The 19,550-nt window shown below is 44.3% G+C and carries 17 protein-coding genes and 4 pseudogenes; 8 read left to right on the top strand and 13 right to left on the bottom strand.

What is annotated here, in order from left to right:
* Positions 1-109: 109 nt before the first annotated feature.
* From Q1A40_RS16040 to Q1A40_RS16030, 3 genes and pseudogenes are all read right to left on the bottom strand, one after another.
* Positions 110-385 carry a hypothetical protein gene (locus Q1A40_RS16040; protein ID WP_300001865.1) on the bottom strand — a complete coding sequence of 92 codons (276 nt, stop codon included), beginning with the start codon at positions 383-385 and terminating at the stop codon, positions 110-112.
* 594 nt (positions 386-979) lie between these two features.
* Entirely contained in the window at positions 980-2,206 is a 1,227-nt protein-coding gene (locus tag Q1A40_RS16035) for a hypothetical protein (protein ID WP_300001862.1), read from the bottom strand.
* A gap of 389 nt (positions 2,207-2,595) precedes the next feature.
* A pseudogene (locus Q1A40_RS16030) lies at positions 2,596-3,196 on the bottom strand (tyrosine-type recombinase/integrase); the annotation flags it as partial.
* Between the two features lie 15 nt (positions 3,197-3,211).
* Between Q1A40_RS16030 and Q1A40_RS16025 the strand changes: the two are divergent.
* Positions 3,212-3,628, top strand: a pseudogene (locus Q1A40_RS16025) (Fic/DOC family protein); the annotation flags it as partial.
* On the opposite strand, the gene Q1A40_RS16020 reads toward Q1A40_RS16025, so the two are convergent.
* Positions 3,625-3,792 carry a hypothetical protein gene (locus tag Q1A40_RS16020; protein ID WP_219648558.1) on the bottom strand — a complete coding sequence of 56 codons (168 nt, stop codon included), beginning with the start codon at positions 3,790-3,792 and terminating at the stop codon, positions 3,625-3,627. The pseudogene Q1A40_RS16025 and the gene Q1A40_RS16020 overlap by 4 nt on opposite strands.
* Before the next feature lie 144 nt (positions 3,793-3,936).
* Positions 3,937-4,290: pseudogene (locus Q1A40_RS16015) on the bottom strand (IS3 family transposase); the annotation flags it as partial.
* 291 nt (positions 4,291-4,581) lie between these two features.
* Here Q1A40_RS16015 and Q1A40_RS16010 point away from each other — a divergent pair.
* The 6 genes from Q1A40_RS16010 to Q1A40_RS15985 all read left to right on the top strand — a co-directional run bounded on the left by Q1A40_RS16010 (position 4,582) and on the right by Q1A40_RS15985 (position 9,670).
* Positions 4,582-4,728 (top strand): hypothetical protein, encoded by a 147-nt coding sequence (locus tag Q1A40_RS16010; protein WP_300001854.1) that lies wholly within the window; start codon positions 4,582-4,584, stop codon positions 4,726-4,728.
* Between the two features lie 455 nt (positions 4,729-5,183).
* A complete protein-coding gene (locus Q1A40_RS16005; protein ID WP_300001851.1) occupies positions 5,184-6,161 on the top strand; it encodes a LysR family transcriptional regulator in 978 nt (325 codons plus the stop codon).
* Positions 6,162-6,222: 61 nt separating this feature from the next.
* A complete protein-coding gene (locus Q1A40_RS16000) occupies positions 6,223-7,185 on the top strand; it encodes a Gfo/Idh/MocA family oxidoreductase (RefSeq protein WP_300001848.1) in 963 nt (320 codons plus the stop codon).
* A 14-nt stretch (positions 7,186-7,199) separates the two neighbouring features.
* Positions 7,200-8,399: an aminotransferase class V-fold PLP-dependent enzyme gene (locus tag Q1A40_RS15995; RefSeq protein ID WP_300001846.1), complete on the top strand. Its 1,200-nt coding sequence runs from the start codon at positions 7,200-7,202 to the stop codon at positions 8,397-8,399.
* Entirely contained in the window at positions 8,396-8,827 is a 432-nt protein-coding gene (locus Q1A40_RS15990; protein ID WP_300001844.1) for an NUDIX domain-containing protein, read from the top strand. Before Q1A40_RS15995 ends, Q1A40_RS15990 begins: the two co-directional genes overlap by 4 nt.
* A 48-nt stretch (positions 8,828-8,875) precedes the next feature.
* Positions 8,876-9,670 carry an inositol monophosphatase family protein gene (locus Q1A40_RS15985; RefSeq protein ID WP_300001841.1) on the top strand — a complete coding sequence of 265 codons (795 nt, stop codon included), beginning with the start codon at positions 8,876-8,878 and terminating at the stop codon, positions 9,668-9,670.
* A gap of 55 nt (positions 9,671-9,725) precedes the next feature.
* Here Q1A40_RS15985 and Q1A40_RS15980 read toward each other — a convergent pair.
* Positions 9,726-10,298 (bottom strand): annotated as a pseudogene (locus Q1A40_RS15980) (integrase core domain-containing protein); the annotation flags it as partial.
* Positions 10,299-10,689: 391 nt separating this feature from the next.
* Here Q1A40_RS15980 and mutS point away from each other — a divergent pair.
* Positions 10,690-13,254, top strand: a complete 2,565-nt coding sequence (mutS, locus tag Q1A40_RS15975) for a DNA mismatch repair protein MutS (RefSeq protein ID WP_300001838.1) — start codon at positions 10,690-10,692, stop codon at positions 13,252-13,254.
* Between the two features lie 65 nt (positions 13,255-13,319).
* Here the strand turns inward: mutS and rpoS are convergent, their stop codons facing one another.
* The 7 genes from rpoS to ispD all read right to left on the bottom strand — a co-directional run bounded on the left by rpoS (position 13,320) and on the right by ispD (position 19,545).
* Complete coding sequence (gene rpoS / locus Q1A40_RS15970) at positions 13,320-14,312, bottom strand: RNA polymerase sigma factor RpoS (RefSeq protein ID WP_300001835.1); 993 nt, start codon at positions 14,310-14,312, stop codon at positions 13,320-13,322.
* 55 nt (positions 14,313-14,367) lie between these two features.
* Entirely contained in the window at positions 14,368-15,492 is a 1,125-nt protein-coding gene (gene nlpD, locus Q1A40_RS15965; protein ID WP_300001832.1) for a murein hydrolase activator NlpD, read from the bottom strand.
* A gap of 173 nt (positions 15,493-15,665) precedes the next feature.
* On the bottom strand, positions 15,666-16,292 hold the full coding sequence (locus Q1A40_RS15960; protein WP_300001829.1) for a protein-L-isoaspartate(D-aspartate) O-methyltransferase: 627 nt from the start codon (positions 16,290-16,292) through the stop codon (positions 15,666-15,668).
* Positions 16,286-17,047 (bottom strand): 5'/3'-nucleotidase SurE, encoded by a 762-nt coding sequence (gene surE, locus Q1A40_RS15955; protein WP_300001826.1) that lies wholly within the window; start codon positions 17,045-17,047, stop codon positions 16,286-16,288. The genes Q1A40_RS15960 and surE overlap by 7 nt, the downstream gene beginning before the upstream one ends.
* 262 nt (positions 17,048-17,309) lie before the next feature.
* The gene (gene truD, locus Q1A40_RS15950) at positions 17,310-18,356 is read right to left on the bottom strand and encodes a tRNA pseudouridine(13) synthase TruD (RefSeq protein WP_300001824.1); all 1,047 of its coding nucleotides are present in this window, start codon (positions 18,354-18,356) and stop codon (positions 17,310-17,312) included.
* The gene (gene ispF / locus Q1A40_RS15945; protein ID WP_300001822.1) at positions 18,356-18,835 is read right to left on the bottom strand and encodes a 2-C-methyl-D-erythritol 2,4-cyclodiphosphate synthase; all 480 of its coding nucleotides are present in this window, start codon (positions 18,833-18,835) and stop codon (positions 18,356-18,358) included. Before ispF ends, truD begins: the two co-directional genes overlap by 1 nt.
* Positions 18,835-19,545: a 2-C-methyl-D-erythritol 4-phosphate cytidylyltransferase gene (gene ispD / locus Q1A40_RS15940; protein ID WP_300001819.1), complete on the bottom strand. Its 711-nt coding sequence runs from the start codon at positions 19,543-19,545 to the stop codon at positions 18,835-18,837. Before ispD ends, ispF begins: the two co-directional genes overlap by 1 nt.
* Positions 19,546-19,550 lie beyond the last annotated feature (5 nt).

Genomic DNA, 19,550 nt, shown 5'->3' with positions numbered 1-19,550 from the left:
ACCAAAACCGGAAGTAAAACAAAACCCAGTATATCTCGACTATCCATGCTGGCGTATCAATGGACGACGAACCAGCCAAACACTGGTTCAGAGAGACATTAAGAAGGGATTAAACCACAAGACGTAAATGAGCAAATTTTTTACGCGTCGCTTCAAGGGAAGCTTCAATCTTCGCAGAGGACTGACCGGCTTCAACAGCCGTAGACGTTGTAACTGAGCGAACGATGTCAGCACGAGATGGCTTACTCTTCGTTGTCTCTGTCATGCAGTTCACAAACAGATTAAAAACCAATTTTAGCAACTCAGAAACTCTCAGTTGGAAGGCATGGTTCCCGGTAATACCGATAGCTTGATACTGAGGGTTATTAAGGTCAGAACAACGCACTATGACTCTTCTGTCGATACTTATCAGTGCACAGACAGTCTTCAAATGACCATGACAGATGAACAATCAAAACTGTCGAACACGACCGAACTACCAATAACCTATGATATACAGAAAACTGATAATAATGGTCAGTTCTATATAAACGTACCTGGTTTATAATCACCTTAGCTAACATCAGGCTTCCTTTTGGGTAAGTAATTGATGCTTTATCCCAGAAGAAAACCCCATGAAAAAGATTATCACATTCACTATTATGGCTATTGCCGCTTTATATTGGCTCGTTATACACCCGGTAACTTTATCAGAAAAAGAACTTCCTGCTAACGCTCCTTTCATTATCAATTCTCATCGGCCAGGCACATGCAGAGTCAGTGCAATAATATCTGCTGTAGACACCAAGCGGAATATACCTGTCGTAGTGTGCAAGGTTCAATTGTAATCAATATTGCGACTGCAATCACCTCCGGGGCTACCGGTTGCTGTTCACAGTGCTCACCTTCCCGGCAGTCCCGGACGTAGGCATGCCGGACATGCCTGATGCAGTTTCACTGGATGATAATCGCAAAAGGCACTCCTTGGCACTGAGCCTAATTATGAGGCAATCGCTAGCTCAATCATCTCGAAGACTTTTTTCGCACCGGCGTTGGATTGCGTCAGCGTGATTTTCTGTTTTTTCCCCTCTTTCAGCCAGAGCGTTATTTGTTTATTCATCGCTCCTGAAAAAGTGGCTTTCTCAATATCACTGAACCGTGTGAAGAATTTCTCTTCATCCTCAAACATGCCCGGCAAACAATAGATGGCCTCATCGGTTAGCACTACACCACGATCGCCTTTTCCCATCAGCGTTTCATCAAAGTAAACAAGGACATCCTCTTTGTTAAGAGTCGGCAATGTTCCAGCTGCGGCAACAGCCTGAAGAAAATTACCGATTTTTTTATCATTCAGTCCATCGTAACGATAAAAGTGATGATCTTTATGCGTCTCGTAGCGCTGTTCTTTTTCATGATTCAACTGCCTGGCGGGCTGTTCATCAGCAGGGGTGCTTAATTCAGCCAGTGAACCGGTTAACGATGCACCCACGGCTCCACCTCCAGGAACGATCGTGGAGGTAACCACCGTTTGGGTAACGTTGCGCGTGTAATCGGCAACGACCGTTCCTCGTGCAGTGGTGTATCCGCTCACCGACTGGGGAAGTTTTGCGGTCGTTTTAACCAAGCTCGTCTGGAATGCAGTACGCAGCGAGGCGACAATAGATGCAAACAACAGCACAATCATCGGTACAGATAGCAACATAACGGAGAAGAGAAACAGACTATGTTTTGGCGTATCCGAACGCTCGCTGATACGCACAATAGCTCCCGCCGCTGCGAAAAAGTAGACAATTCCGCATCCTGCCGTCAGTAACGCATTACTGGTATCGTAATGGTTAAACTGATAGATGACAGGAATTAAGAGGCTGGCATACAACGCAGCGCTCAGCAGGGCATCCGGCAGCAAATTCTTAATGCTCTCAAATGCCCTCGCGATGTTGTACAGTATCCAACATATTAGGATTATCCAGCCTATAACGGGTATCGCAACGGCGATTGCCATCAAAATGACGCTAACAATGATCCCGCCCAGAATACCCGCAAGGTGCCCTTCCGATGCCAGATAGTAAATAAAAAACAGAAGTGCAAAAACAATCATCCCGGGAACAACAAGAAAAATCGCTTCCGGTATGAAAAACACGCCAGCCCAAACAGCTAACAACAACAAAAAGCAGAGGCCAGGTCCAGCATTCTGCGCTTTCACCGTTACATCCGTATAATTGGTCATATCGTAGTTCAGCCTATTGTTTACTCACGTTTGGCCGTTTGTTCAAAACGGTACCTGTAACCTATATTACCTGATTAACATGAAGTTGCATTTTTGCAACGACTGGAAGTTGTCGCTAATACAACAAGCAAGTACCGGTAATGTGTTGCTGAAGAAATGATGTATTTCCCACCCGCTCACTTATCACTTTCCGCAGCCTTTTTATCGGATTCATACTTGGGCTGTATGCCAGTAAGTAATGAAGCACTACATTCAGCAGAAAAGCCCATGTTTTCACCTATTCTGTCCTATAGTATTCAGCCTCCCTCAAGGATGACATGAACCTTCTGTTTTATCGGGTACGTTTCACTACCACATGGACTTTTTTCCGGCAGGTATTCAGTCATAAGTCAGTTTTGTTCCCTGAGCAAACTATCCAGGTAATCTGCCCATACCTGCAACCACTTCCGGCACTCAGCATCATACTTATACAAATTATAAATACCTTCAACGCCGCCACGTGTATGCCCAATACGGTCTCTGCTACCTCATTTGGACACTGCAAACGAGATAATCCCGTTCGTACTGTACGGCGCAGACCCTGTGGCGTCCAATGAGGTATATCAAGCATTTGGCCGTTTTCACGTAAACGCCATAAGTTTTCAGTTAAATACTTCTGCTGGATTGGTTTCTTAGTGGCTTGCGAAGGAAACAGATATTTGTCGGAGGTAAGCCGTAGTACTTTGAGAAAGTCGATTGCCTGATCAGATAACTGTACGTAGCGCTCTACCCCTGTTTTGGTTTCTCTCAGGTGAATGGTGCCTTTTTCAAGATCAACATCTTTCCAGGCCATATTGCAAATTTCACCGGTACGACACCCGTCCAGAGGGTCAGACGTAAAACGTTTTTGATTGTTGGCGCATAAGCAGAGCCAGGGAGCCATTTAAGAAATTTTGTAAGCTCCCCCTTGCTTAGTACTCGTGTTCCACGACCGTTTGTGAGCTTGATTCTGGCTAATAAACTGGGCATCGCCGCTGGTTAGGTAACATTTACGAGTGGGCTGGACAAGAAAGAGCGGTCAATATCAGCAAAGGCGGGTTTATGTTTGCCCCCTCAGCACAGTTGCCAAAACTACTGAACGAATTCGATACCAAATATCTTGCTCATTTCACGCCATGTAGCGGCATGAACTAAGAACAACTCATCACCGCTATCGCCATCCCCTATGTCGAGCTGATACTTATCCATCCATTCAGAGAGGGAAACGGGCGCCTGTCGCGACTGCTAGCCGACATGATGGGCGTTCAGGGAGGATACAAACCGCTGGATTATCAAAGCTGGGAGCAAAACAAAACCCAGTATATCTCGGCTATTCATGCTGGTGTATCAATGGACTACGAGCCGATGAAACACTGGGTCAGTGAAGCATTAAGAAAGGGTTAGGCAAGGCGAAGATGGGCAAACTTTTTACGTGCGGCTTCCAGAGAAGCTTCAATCCTGGCTGAAGGCTGTCCTGTCTCGACCGCCGTTGACGTCGCTACGGAACGAGTTATGTCCGAACGAGACGGCTTGGCATAAGTTACCTGCTCTTTTTTGTTGTTGCTCATCACGCAATTCCTCAACATTGGACCAGTAGGTAGGTATAAGTTTATAGCTATTATATTAAGCTTTCCAGCCGACTTCATTTCATCAGATACGCGGATACTTAAAAAGGGCCAATATGATCCTACCCACGTAATGTGGACACAGCCCTAAGCGAGGTTTTCGTTTTCAAATTGTTCCGGGCTGAGACCGCCACACGCACTGTGGCGACGCCAGCGATTGTAATCACACTCGATATAATTAAACACCGTCATCCGCATTATTTCCCGACTGATAAAGCGTTCACCGTGGATGCATTCGACTTTCAGCGAGTGGAAGAAGCTTTCCGCGCAAGCGTTATCATAACAGCAGCCCTTTGCACTCATGCTACCGCGCAAGTTATACCGCTTCAGTCGCGCCTGATAATCTGCTGAGCAATACTGCCCGCCACGATCCCTGTGGACGATGACATTTTTCGGACATTTACGCCGCCAGAGCGCCATCTGTAACGCATCGCAGGCCAGATAACTTTTAATAAAACAATAATATTAAATTTTAATCTCCGTCATGATGCTAACTGCTGACTAAATACCAACGTATTCAAATAATTATTGGGGTTATTTCATTAAATAAAAAGAGAATTTTACAATAAAAAACATCACTGTAAATGTATGGCTATAAAAACCTTAATTTAGGAAAGGGTTATATATTCGGTGAGGCGTTTCTAAATTGGAAACACATGAATTCCTGAATAATGTATTGTAATGGTTGAATTGATACATTATGGTGTTTGGTGTTAAAGGAGTGATAATCAAATGAATAAAAAATTAAATATAGTAACCGGCTTACTGGTGATGCTTTACCCATTAGGACTAGATTTATATTTAGTGATTGCTCCTGAACATCAACTTTCGTATATGCTAACTAAAAAGAAGCAGGATACTTTTTTGGTATTTATTTAATTGGCGTGGCAATTAGTTTAATCATAGCAGGTAAGTTTTCAGATTTTTACGGAAATAGATACGTCTGTATTTTTGGTTGCATTATGATTTTTTATCATTTTTGTATTGCACTAGTATTGTAGAAGGGGAGCTAAAAACTTTCCTTTTGGCAAGGTTTTTTCAAGGCTTTGGAAGCGGAGTATGTTATATCACAGCCCAGTCATTGGTGAGAAAAAATTATACTACAAAGATTTAAGAATTAGAGCTTATGCAAGGTTAAACGGAATTTTTTGTACAGTACCCATTATAGCACCCAGTATTGGGGCCCTGCTAATCACGGAGGCATGACAACTTATTTTTTATTTATTTCATTTTTCTCTGCAACTTTACTCGCATTATCCTACTATTTAATCTAGTGGTGGGTGGCTTAATTTCACTTATGGCTTTACAATATCACCAATGGATTTTTAATAAAAATGGTGATTGAAATGGTCTATCCTTTGAAAGGTTTCGATTTTAAGATACTTGAAACCTTCTCAATTATTTATGCAGAAAAATCTGTAAGAGGGGCATCAAAAAGACTTGGCGTCACGCCCTCAACTATATCAAAAAATTTGGCAAAATTAAGGTCTTGGTATGACGATGAAATTTTTGTTCAAACACCAAATGAATTGATACCTACTCCATTTTCAGAACAATTATATCCAATGGTCGAAGATTTTCTGTCTACTGCAAAATTCATCAGCCAAATGAAAAACACTCAAAATTGGAATGGGCAAAAGATAAATTTAATAATGGAAGAACATTTTCTAACCATTGCACTTAAAAGCATATCATCAGATTTACACAAGCTAATGAATGCTAATTTCTTGGAAATTAAAATATCCAACTGGAATTATAATTCGATGTCAGATATAACACATGGCGAATTTGATATAGGTGTGTGTGGATTAGAATCATGCTTGGATTCAAAATATCACCCAGATAAATTACCGATTAACATATGTTATGAGATTCTTTTTCGAGATGTACCATCTGTATATGTACATAAGGACCACCCTATTCTATCTGAGAGATGGTGTTTTGAAACTTTTATCAAATATGAACATATAGGTGTGTCCTGGGAAAACAAAAAAGAATGGGTTCTCGATACATGCTTAAATGACATTGGTTATAAAAGGAAAATAACATTAGTTGTTGATAGTTTTATAAATGCTGTTCAGTTAGCAGCAAACCCCGAGGAACACAGAATTGCGATAGCGCCAAGCTATTGCTGGCCACATATAACTAATAGTTTCGCAAATATGGTTAAGCTGGAAATGCCTCTTGCTGATGACATTCGAAAAAGAATCGAGGTGCTGTACGTTATCCTTTATCATAAGCGCATGAAAAACACAATTAAAAACAAAACAATAAGAAAATGTATACATAGTTCTTTTAATTCTCATTGCTGATTTAAATACATTATTTTTTTATTATTTAGTTCATACTTATCCATAAGACAAGGAATGTTCTATGAAAGTTGCCGTTATTGGATGTGGGAGTATTGTACTGAAAGAACACATACCTGCAATAGTTTCATTAGGAATTAAAGTACATGCTTTGTGCGATATATCTTCAGATAATATTGAGAGTGCACAAAAAGCTCTTAATTATAAGGTTCCAGCTTACACCTGCTATAAATCATTGCTTGATGATGTTCAACCGGATACCTTAGTGGTTGCTTTACCTCATAACTTGTATGATGAAGTATTAACATATTGCAGTGATTTCTCTTTGAAAATAATCAAAGAAAAACCGTTTGCACTCAATTTAAAACAGGCGAAAATATTTAGCGACTTTTCTCGCGGTAAAAATTTTAAAATATTCACTGTTTGTCAGAAGAGATATACTCCTGCCTATGAGTTACTTAAGAGTGAGATTTTTGAGTCAGGTGAAAAAATTTCACAGCTAACGATTAGATATACAATCCCCAGTAAAAACCCTAATGCCAATTGGAGAAGCAATTTTTTAACATCAGGAGGTGGTGTTTGGTTGGATATGGGATATCACGTTATGGATATCGTAAATTATTTGTTCGATGGTAAAGATGTAACCATCAATCACGCCAGGCTGATAAATTCATCAGGAGATGATTACAACGTCGATGATATGGCTTTCGTCGAACTAGAGTGTGATGGAGTAATTATATTCGCATATGTTTCTTGTGTGGAAATTGAAAAGCATGAAGACATTACTGCTTATGGTAAAAATAAAATATTTCATGCCAACAAGAAAAGCGTCACCATTAGAAATAAAAAGCAAGAGGTTATTGATTATCACGAAGTAGAACCAACATCACCATTTGTAAGGATGTATCAAGATTTCCTTTTTGATAGCGGCGAAGCAGGATTTGAAAGGAATTTAAGTAATTCGATGTCACTCATGCGTGTTTTGGAAAAGGCTCTTAAAAACAGTGAATTTAATATTTTTGCATAAAGGAGATAAGTAATATGCATTCACAATACTCTAAATTCTCTCACCCCAAAATCTCTAATGAAATAAAAGACAGCGTGCAAAATCAGCTTCTAGAAGACATCTCTATATATGATAACGGAGGAATATATGAGCGTCTTGAAGGGGAGTTCAAAAAAAAGTTTAACGTAGAAAATGCTATCGCAGTTAATTCAGGGACAACTGCTTTATTCTCTATGTTCTACGGTGCCGGAATTGCACATGGGGATGAGATCATTGTTCCGAGTTATACTTTTTTTGCAACTTGTGCACCTCTCCATCAACTTGGGGCTGAGCTGAAATTTGCCGACTGCGGAGATAATGGTAATGTGGATCCTAAGGCGGTTGAGGCCTTGATTACCAGTAAAACAAAAGCTGTGGTGGTGACCCATATGTGGGGTATTCCATGTGATATGGACGAACTTATGGATATCTGTAAACGCCATAACCTGCTACTTCTTGAGGACAGCTCACATGCCCACGGTGCAACTTGGGATGGCAAGATGATTGGTAGCTTCAGTGATGGCTCTGCATGGAGTTTTCAGGGTAAAAAGATCCTCACATCAGGAGAAGGTGGTTTCTTTGCGACAAAACACCGTAGAGTGTATGAAAAAGCAGTCCTCGTTGGGCATTTTAACAAACGTGCAAAAAAAGAAGTTCATGACAAAGATTTGAAGGATTTTGCTATTACCGGTACCGGTCTAAATTTGCGCATGCATCCTCTTGGGGCTGCTGTTGTTATGCCGCAGATGGCTCATTTTGAACAGATGATGGAGGAAAAACGCGAAACAGCAATGCTGATGAAAAAAGGCATTGAAGCAATAGATGGTTTGAAAGTCGCACGTATTCCTGACAAGGCCAATCCAGCTTGGTATGCATTACCTGTCATGTTTGATGAGAGTAAATTTACAGTTGATCTCCACAAATTTGTCAAAAAATTGAATGAACTGGGTGCTGTAGAAGCCGATATTCCAGGATCAACCTGTCCTATTAATGGCTATTTCTTATTCCATTCTCCGCATAAAATATCGCAAGACTATTCTGAGAAGTTGCGTGTTGAAAAGGACCATTTTGTGAATGCTATTAAATTTCATAATAGCATGTTCAAATTAGATGTTTGGTATGGGGAAGAGCGCTATGGTTTTATTGACAACTATTTATCCATTATAAATTCTGTCGCGGAGTTATATAGAAAATGATTGAGCGATTAGTTCCTCATGATATATTAGATTTCCTTGATAATTATGACCGCATTGTAGTCGGTGGGATTATTAGCGTTACTGAGGATGAAAATGAGATTCTCTTTTTAAAACGCTCTAATTATGAGTTTATGCCTGGCGTCTGGGAAATACCTTCAGGTGGTATTGAAGAGGGCGAATCTATGCTACAAGCACTAAAGCGAGAAATTAAAGAAGAGACTAATCTAGAGGTGCTTGATGTCGTAGACTTTGTAAGTGCTGTTGATTATCTTGCTAAGGACAATAAATGTCTGCAATTAAGTTTTAATGTACTATGCAAAGGTATTGTGCAGCTAAGTAATGAGCACTCAGAATTTAAATTATCAAAGATAGACTCTTTCAGAAATAATCTTGACGAATTTATGCATAGAGTAATCAAACCTCGTTAAACTAGTTGGCTGAACCATAGTATATGGTTTAGCCTCCTCGGAGAGAATATGTTAGAGATTGCTTTAGATGCGGTAAAAATGATACGTCCTCACACGATTAAGTCATTTGAAAATGCCAAGTATTTTAATATAAAACCCGATAAATCATTGGTGACTCAAACCGACCTTTTTGTAGAGAGAGAAATTAGACAGTTTCTCATGTCTAAATATCCTGACATAGAGATAATGGGAGAGGAGTTTAACCCAAGAATTCATGATCCTTTTAAGACAGGTTGGATCATTGATCCAATTGATGGGACGAGAGCATTTCTATATGGAGTTCCACTTTTTAGCACTCTCATATCTTATGTTGAAAATAATGAACCAATCATAGGCGTGATTTCATTTCCTGCCTTAAATCAGATATTTTATGCATCGAAAAATGGTGGCTGCTGGTTACAGAATGGAGATGACAAACCGGTAAGGATATGGGCAGGGTCGGAAAAAAACATCAATTTAGCGAGTGCCGTAGTCTCAACCTCGGGTATTCATAGTACGACATTTGACAGCCGAGAGGGCACAAAAGCTTATCATTTATCTAAGGTGATTAAATCAGCAAGGGATGCTGTGTTTATCAATGACAGCTATCAGCATGTTATGGTTGCTATGGGCCGTATTGATGCTGCAATCGATACTATTATGAAGCCTTGGGATATCGCGGCTTTGGTCCCCTGCATGAGAGAGGCAGGTATAATCTGTGCCAATATAAATGGTAACGATACTGATTTATTAAACGGAGGCAGCTTGCTCACGGCCTCATCAAAATCACTTTTGGATGAGTTAGTTGTTCATTTAAACGATTAGAAAATGCTCAAAGGCCCAAAAAATCCCTACACAATAATATCCGTTCCAGGCTAAATCAGAGATCCGGACCTTTTTGATGACTTCGGGCAAACTCTGCCGGCGTCAGGTTATTCAGGGATTCATGAGGCCGCTCACTGTTGTATTCCATTAGCCAACGTTCTATGATTCCCCTGACTTAATTCAATGTTCTGAACAGATAAAAATCCAGTATTTCGGTCCGGTACGTTCGGTTAAATCGTTCTATAAACGCGTTCTGTGTTGGCTTGCACGGCCTGATATATTCCAGCATCACGCCATGCTCTTCGGCCCATTGCGCCAGAGTAATTGAAACAAGTTCAGGTCCGTTGTCCATCCTCATTTTCAGTGGATATCCGCGGTTAGCCACTATCCTGTTCAGTACCCGGACGACACGTTGCGCCGGAATATTCAGGTCAATTTCGATAGCCAGTGCTTCACGGTTAAAATCATCAACAACATTGAATGTTCGAAAACGTCGGCCACATGTCATCGCATCGTGCATAAAATCAATCGACCAGCTTTGGTTAAGCGCCTTCGGCGTCGCCAGCGATGCAGGATTACGTACCGGTAAACGTTGCTTTCCTTTGCGACGAAAATTCAGTTTTAGCAGGCTTACGCACAGCGATCTTCTTCTGGGGACATATTCAGTATGTCGGAAGATCTCAAAAAGTGAATGGTTCTTTTTGCAGGATACTTACATGCCTTGTTTAGCTGCAATTTCAGGCTGGAACTTATCTTTTCTACCGCTTTAAACGAAAGTCGCTTTACCTCTTGTTTTACTCCCTTAAATACTCCGTTATCATGCTTCCTGTGTATTGATGAAACGAAATGCAGGTTTCGCTGTGTAGTTAGATTTTACCAGGGAGTCAGTCTACAAGCTGCGCTTTAACCTACATCTGAATGTAGGATTTCATGAGATTCAATGAGACAACGTGAAACGTAATGAGAATAATAAATATCACTAACTCATTAAAAATCAATTAAATGGACATTATAAGCTAATGAGTAAAATAGAAAACCTAGATTCACACACCCCAATGATGCAGCAATACCTGCGTCTGAAAGCCGAGCATCCGGACATTCTGCTGTTTTATCGTATGGGTGACTTCTATGAGCTGTTTTATGATGATGCCAAACGCGCATCTCAGTTACTGGATATTTCACTGACTAAACGCGGTGCTTCTGCGGGTGAGCCTATTCCGATGGCGGGGATCCCATATCATGCGGCGGATAACTATCTGGCCAAATTGGTACAACAGGGTGAGTCTGTCGCTATCTGTGAGCAAGTGGGCGATCCGGCAACCAGTAAAGGTCCGGTTGAGCGTAAAGTGCTGCGGATTGTTACCCCTGGAACCATAAGCGATGAGGCCTTGCTGCAAGAGCGTCAGGATAATCTGTTAGCTGCGGTCTGGCACACTCAGAGTGGCTTTGGCTATGCGACGCTGGATATCAGTTCCGGTCGTTTTTTACTGACCGAGCCGCAAGACAGAGAAACCATGGCCGCTGAATTACAGCGTACAAACCCCGCTGAATTGCTGTATGCCGAAAACTTTGCTGAGATGAGTTTGATTGAAGGGCGGCGTGGGTTACGTCGTCGTCCGTTATGGGAGTTTGAAATTGAGACCGCGCGTCAGCAACTGATCTTGCAATTTGGCACGCGCGATCTGACCGGGTTTGGCGTAGAAAATGCCCACCATGCGCTCTGTGCTGCGGGCTGTTTACTGCAGTATGTCAAAGATACTCAGCGCACTTCCCTGCCCCATATTCGTTCAGTGATGATGGAACGTCAGCAAGACAGCATTATTATGGATGCCGCGACGCGTCGTAATCTTGAGATCACTCAGAATCTGTCCGGGGGAACGGATAATACTCTGGCCTCGATACTCGACCAAACCGTGACCCCGATGGGCAGTCGAATGTTAAAGCGCTGGCTGCATTCACCAGTGCGTAATACCACTATTCTGACTCAGCGCCAGCAGGCTATTGCAGCCCTGCAAGATTACAGCAGTGAAATTCAGCCAATTTTACGTCAGGTTGGCGATCTCGAACGTATTCTGGCCCGTCTGGCATTACGTACCGCCCGGCCACGCGATCTGGCACGTATGCGTTATGCCTTCCAGCAGCTACCTTTGTTAAACACTGTACTGACGGAAATTAAGCCGACATCAGTGCAGGCTCTACGTCAGCAGATGGGCGAGTTTACCGAACTGCGTGAACTGCTGGAACGCGCCATTATTGAAGCACCTCCGGTGCTGATCCGTGACGGTGGAGTCATTGCTCCTGGTTATAATGAAGAGCTGGATGAGTGGCGGGGACTGGCCGATGGTGCCACCGACTATCTTGATCGTCTGGAAATTCGTGAGCGTGAAAAACTGGGTCTGGATACGCTAAAAGTCGGCTTTAATGCGATTCATGGCTACTATATTCAGGTGAGTCGTGGGCAGAGTCATCAGGTGCCGATTCATTATGTCCGTCGCCAGACGCTGAAAAATGCTGAACGCTATATTATTCCTGAGCTGAAAGAGTACGAAGATAAGGTCCTGACATCTAAAGGTAAAGCGCTGGCACTGGAAAAACAGCTTTATGAGCAACTGTTTGACTTGCTGCTTCCTCATCTGGAAGTCTTGCAAAAAAGTGCCGCCGCGCTGGCGGAGCTGGATGTGCTGGTTAACCTGGCAGAACGTGCCGATACTCTGAATTACAGCTGCCCGGTATTTAGCCATAAACCAGGCATTAAACTGACTGAAGCGCGTCATCCTGTCGTTGAACAGGTTCTCAAAGAACCTTTTATTGCCAATCCTCTGAATTTGTCACCTCAGCGCCGCATGCTGATCATTACCGGCCCCAATATGGGCGGTAAAAGTACCTATATGCGGCAAACAGCGCTGATTGTTCTGCTAAGTTATATCGGGAGCTTTGTGCCTGCTGAGCAAGCCGAGATTGGCCCGGTTGACAGAATATTCACCCGTGTCGGGGCTGCTGATGATCTGGCCTCTGGCCGTTCAACCTTTATGGTTGAGATGACAGAAACGGCGAACATTTTACATAATGCCACCGAGCACAGTCTGATACTGATGGATGAGATAGGACGTGGAACCTCGACCTATGACGGATTATCTCTGGCCTGGGCTTGTGTGGAAAATCTGGCTAATCGTATCAAGGCTCTGACATTATTTGCTACTCACTATTTTGAACTGACGACGCTACCAGAAAAAATGGAAGGCGTAGTGAATGTGCATCTGGATGCGGTGGAACATGGCGAAACTATTGCCTTTATGCACAGCGTGCAGGATGGTGCCGCCAGTAAAAGTTATGGTCTGGCGGTAGCCGCTCTCGCGGGTGTCCCAAAAGATGTTATTAAACGTGCGCGGAAAAAACTGCGTGAACTGGAAAGTATTTCTGGCGGGGCATCTGCAAGCCAAGTCGATGGTACACAAATGTCTTTGTTGAGTATTGCCGAAGAAACTTCGCCGGCGCTGGATGCCCTGGAAACACTGGACCCGGACAGTTTGTCTCCGCGTCAGGCGCTGGAGTGGATCTATCGTTTAAAAAGCCTGGCAAAATAAGTTTATTCGATCCTGGAAAATAAAAAAGGCGGTGATTAAATCACCGCCTTTTTTACCTTAATCTTTTATTCCCTGAATAACGCCTCGATACTGAGTCCCTGGGACTGCAATATTTCACGCAAACGGCGTAAACCTTCAACCTGAATTTGACGAACGCGTTCACGGGTTAAGTCAATTTCACGACCAACATCTTCAAGCGTTGCCGCTTCATAACCTAACAAACCAAAACGTCGCGCCAGGACTTCACGCTGTTTGGCATTGAGCTCAAACAACCACTTAACGATGCTTTCTTTCATATCATCGTGTTGTGTTGTCTCTTCTGGCCCGTTATCTTTTTCATCCGCCAGAATATCCAGCAACCCCTTCTCAGAATCCCCACCCAGTGGAGTGTCTATCGAAGTGATACGTTCATTAAGGCGAAGCATTCGACTTACGTCATCAACAGGTCTGTCAAGCTGCAGCGCAATTTCTTCAGCACTCGCTTCATGATCAAGTTTATGAGAAAGTTCACGTGCGGTACGTAAATAGACATTCAGTTCTTTTACTATGTGAATCGGCAAACGGATGGTCCGGGTTTGGTTCATAATTGCCCGTTCAATCGTTTGACGAATCCACCAAGTCGCATAAGTTGAAAAACGGAATCCTCTTTCTGGATCAAATTTTTCAACTGCGCGAATTAAACCAAGATTCCCTTCTTCAATCAGATCCAGCAGTGCCAGACCACGATTGCTGTAACGACGGGAGATCTTAACCACCAAGCGCAGGTTACTTTCGATCATTCTCCGACGTGATGCAATATCACCACGCAAAGAGCGACGGGCAAAGTAAACTTCCTCTTCTGCTGTTAATAATGGTGAATAACCGATTTCCCCAAGATAAAGCTGAGTGGCATCCAGCACGCGCTGGGTAGCCCTCTGCGACAATAGTTCGTCATCCGAAATATCGTCGTCACTGGAGTCCTCGTCTACAAGGGCTTTTTCATCAAAAACCTCAATGCTACTATCATCATATTCCGCATCTTCGTTTAAATCGTCAACTTTCAGCGTACTCTGACTCATAAGGTGGCTCCTACCCGTGATCCCTAAGCAAAAACAAAAATGGATGTTTTGCGATTCATCGCTGCGGTAAATAACGCAGCGGGTTTACGGATTTTCCCTTGTAACGAATTTCAAAATGCAAACGTGTAGAACTGGTTCCGGTGCTACCCATGGTAGCGATTTTCTGCCCCGCCTTGATGTCTTCTTGTTCCCGAACCAGCATTTTATCATTATGGGCGTAGGCACTCAGGTAATCATCATTATGTTTTATGATAATTAGATTACCGTAACCGCGCAGTGCGTTACCGGCATATACCACGCGTCCTGGTGCGGTCGCGACGATAGCCTGTCCTTTACTGCCTGCAATATCGATCCCTTTGTTACCCCCTTCGGTAGCGGCAAAGGTTTCGATAGTTTTACCATCAGTAGGCCAGCGCCACGAAGAAATCGGTGCGCTATTGGAAGTACTGCTGACGGTCGGTTCGGCGTTGTTAACTACTGGCGCAGTAACCGGTGCTGTGACCGGACGGAGCATAGTTCCGCTACTTGACGACGACGTGTTAACTTTATTTTCACCTGAATTCTCAGAATACGTAATTGTTGGTCTGGACGCAACCACCGCGCTGCTATTTTGCGCAGAGGGTTGAATCGTTCCTTGTTCACGCGTATCGGCGGCAGTAATCGCATTACCGCCAGTAATGGGAACACCTGGTGAATTAACAACCTGTAATGTTTGTCCCACTTCAAGATTATAAGGCGCAGAGATGTTGTTGCGCTGTGCCAGATCACGGAAATCGTTCGCAGTAATCCAGGCAATATAAAAAAGCGTGTCGCCATGTTTGACGTTATAAGTATTCCCCCCCGTATAGCTTCCCTTCGGAATGTTGCCATACTGACGGTTATAAACAATGCGACCATTTTGGGTCTGAACAGGCGCAGATGCCGTGTTTTGCACAGGCTGACTTTGCATCACAGGCTGCTGTATATTCTGTATCTGAGGCTGTGGTGGCAGGGATGAACTCATTGACGACGGCTTAGTCACCAACAAACTCCCTTCAGAAGAACCCGTGCGCTGATTGCTATCGCCAACAGAGCTGATCGGTGCTTGCGTGTTATTACCAGAACAACCTACTAACCACAGGCTTCCAAGTGTTAACATCGCCACCCGGCGTAAAGAAAAAGTTGGGCTTCCCGCGCTCATGTATCCCCCAAAATAAAAATCATGGTATATACCCGTCTACTGTAGTTTTCAGTTTCACCCCGAAAATAGCGTGAATGATGCCGGATATATAAAAATACTATACAAAAACAGAGGAAAAACATGCCAGTTTTTTCTTAATGCTACCTGACAGCTTTCAACTGCTGATGCTAACTTTATGACAAATCACCACGAATCAAAGGTACAAACCGTACTGCTTCGATGGTGTCAGCTAAAAACTCGTCTCCGTGACGACGGATACGTTTTAAGACTTGTTGTTCATCTCCAACCGGTAACACCATGATGCCGCCATCGGCAAGCTGCCCAAGTAAAGCAACAGGAATTTCTGATGGCGCAGCGGTCACAATAATGGCATCAAAAGGAGCTTTCGCCTGCCATCCTTGCCAGCCATCACCGTGACGGGTAGAAATATTATGTAAATCAAGTTGTTTCAAACGTCGCCGCGCCTGCCATTGTAGACTTTTTATGCGCTCAACAGAACAAACATGCTCAACTAAATGTGCCAGAATCGCCGTTTGATAACCTGATCCCGTACCAATCTCCAGCACTCTTGACTGTGGCGTTAGCGCCAGGAGCTCGGTCATACGTGCAACCATATAGGGTTGCGAGATAGTCTGTCCAGAACCAATAGGTAAGGCCGTATTTTCCCAGACCTTATGTTCAAACGCTTCATCCACAAACTTCTCGCGCGGAACCTGGGCCAGAGCGCCAAGCACCTGTTCACTTTTAATCCCCTGGGCTCGTAGATTATCGAGCAACGTTTGTACGCGACGACTTACCATTGCATTTCTACTCCGGCTTTTGCCAGCCAGGAAGTGACCACCTCATGCGCCCGATGAGCGGTCAAGTCGACATGCAGCGGTGTCACTGAAACATAACCTTCATCAATTGCGGAAAAATCGGTGTCAGACGCAGCATCGAGCTGATTTCCAGGAGGGCCTATCCAGTAAACGGTATGCCCGCGAGGATCTTGCTGAGCAATGACTTGATCTGCCGGATGACGACTGCCACAGCGAGTAACGCGAATACCTTTGATTTGTTCTAGCGGTAAGTCCGGGACGTTAATATTCAGAATTCGCCCCGTCCGTAGCGGTTCACTCATCAAAGCCCGCAACAGGAAGCAAGTTACCGCCGCAGCGGTTTCATAGTGCTGATGCCCATTTAGCGATACCGCCAGAGCAGGAAATCCAAGATGACGCCCCTCCATTGCCGCCGCCACTGTTCCGGAATAAATGACATCGTCACCAAGATTAGGGCCCGCGTTAATCCCTGAGACAACAATATCTGGCCCCGGTCGCATCAACGCATTAACCCCCAGATAAACGCAGTCTGTTGGTGTGCCCATCTGAACCGATATATCGCCATTATCAAGCGTCATAGCACGTAACGGCGATTCAAGCGTTAATGAGTTCGACGCACCACTCCGGTTTCGATCCGGAGCAACAACCTGAACTTCAGCAAATTCACGTAAGGCGCTGGCTAATATCTGAATACCCGGCGCATACACACCATCATCGTTACTCAGCAAAATTCTCATTTAGACAACATTCCATTATTTTTTTAATCAATAACCGTTATGAGATCTCTAATTATTGTCCGGTTTGATGGCTACACATTCTAAACCAACAGCACAACATGCACCACCGCCAGCACAGGAAGGTACAGGACATCAGATGTATGCTTTAGAGAAGTCAGATTCGATGTATAGCACTAGCGGATAACGTCCTGAGAAAAGACGTTATCCGCTTATCCGTAATCAACAGTCTGATGCTGATAACTTTTGGCAAGCAGAATATTGATTATTCGGAAATATTGATCTCTTCACCGCCGGTGTTGATCAGTTCACGCACCACACTGGTGGCAAAACTCCCCGCCGGTAACCAAAATTTAAGCTCAACAGTGGAATCATCCTGCCAGTGCCACTGGAATGCTTGAGGTGTCACCAGAATCGCCCGTCGTGCCGCTTCAACACGCTCACGTTTCAGCAATCCTAACAAAACCTCTTCTTCAGCCACACAGCCTTGCTCAAAAGCCAAAGCGTCCCCTTGGCTGCCCCAGTCACCATCACCAGGTAACGATGCTGTGATTAATAACTCACCGTTATCAACACGCGCCTGTAACACGTCATGTTCTTCCGGCGTCGCCACAAACCAGCTACCACGGCCGGCGAGCTGTAAAGCATCCCCGTCAATAACTTGATTAACCTGCTTTTCTGCCAGTCTGGTACTGACGATATAGTTAAACAGAGCACTTCGTGTCGCAGACAGCCAAAAACTGCGTTTGCTTCGATCCCGCAGAGGCGCATCGCTTTGTGCCCAGCGCAGTGCTTGTTGCAAATTATTACCATTGATACCGAAACGCTGACTGCCAAAATAGTTCGGTACACCCACTTTCGCTATCGCTTGCAGCCGTATGTCAGTATCATAGCTATCACTGATATTGCGTAATACCAGATTAAAGGCGTTTCCCTTTAATGCTCCGAGGCGTAATTTACGACGATGACGGGCATACTCCAGAACCTCACAACCCTCAAGTATAAAACCACTCATATCGGGTATATCTTTCCCGGGCAGGCGGACACAGAACCATTGTTCGGTAATAGCATGCCGGTCTTTCTGACCAGCAAAACTCACTTCGCGGGCGTGAACTTTAAGAAATTTTGCCAACGCATCAGCCACAAAACGCGTGTTGCAGCCTTTTTTACGTATCCGGAGCAACACATGTTCACCATCTCCGTCGGGACCAAAGCCTAAATCTTCGGTCACCAGAAAATCTTCCGGGCTAGCTTTAATGACTCCACTACCTGATGGTCTGCCGTGCAACCAGGTCAGATTTTGCATATCCATTACTGAGAAGCCTTCTGTAATAACGCCACAGCGGCACAAGCAATACCTTCACCCCGCCCTGTAAAGCCCAGTTTTTCGCTGGTCGTTGCTTTCACATTGACGTCATCTATATGGCAACCCAAGTCTTCGGCAATAAATACTCGCATCTGTGGGATATGCGGGGCCATTTTAGGCGCCTGAGCAATAATGGTGACATCAACATTACCTAAGGTATAGCCACGCGCCTGAATACGACGCCAGGCTTCACGCAGTAATTCACGGCTATCGGCGCCTTTATAGGTTGCATCAGTATCAGGAAATAATTTACCAATATCACCTAAAGCGGCGGCTCCCAGTAAGGCGTCAGTAAGCGCATGCAAAGCAACATCACCATCTGAATGGGCAATCAGCCCTTTTTCAAATGGGATACGCACCCCGCCAATAACAATGGGACCTTCGCCGCCAAAAGCATGAACATCAAAACCATGTCCGATACGCATTACAGATTCTCCGTTTGGGTTAACCGCGTAAGATAAAATTCCGCCAGTGCCAAGTCTTCAGGACGGGTCACTTTAATATTGTCGGCGCGAGCACTAATTAATTGAGGATGAAAATGGCAATGTTCCAGCGCTGATGCCTCGTCAGTGATAATAGCGCCTTCATTCAGTGCACGTAGTAGACAGCTACGCAACAGCTCCAGGGGGAAGAGTTGCGGGGTCAGAGCATGCCACAAGTTTTCTCGCTCTACAGTTTGTGCAATAAGCAATGCCCCTGGCTCACCACGCTTCATAGTATCGCGTACAGGGGCCGCCAGAATACCGCCAACCTTACTGGTGGCAGTGATAGCCAGTAAACGCTCAAGATCATCCTGATGTAAACAGGGACGGGCTGCATCATGAACCAGTACCCACTGTTTCTCGCCTGCCGCTTGTAAACCCGCGAGAACAGAGTCGGCACGCGTCTGTCCCCCAGTTACGACCGTAACACGCGGATTGACGGCAAGAGGTAACGTTGCAAAAAACGGGTCGTCAGCACTGATAGCGATAATGATCTGACCGATACGTGGATGCGCCAGCAGACTCGCAACAGCGTGCTCGAGGATAGTCAGACGACCAATTTTTAGGTATTGCTTAGGATATTCCGTTTGCATACGACTGCCGATACCCGCAGCCGGAACCACGGCAATAACATCCTGAGAGGAGTTGCACATGCCTT

Origin of the sequence: uncultured Cedecea sp. (assembly GCF_947498825.1) — a bacterium.
Classification (GTDB): Bacteria; Pseudomonadota; Gammaproteobacteria; order Enterobacterales; family Enterobacteriaceae; genus JGM124.
The sequence above is the reverse complement of the archived record's forward strand: the minus strand, read 5'-3'. Positions and strand labels throughout refer to the sequence as shown.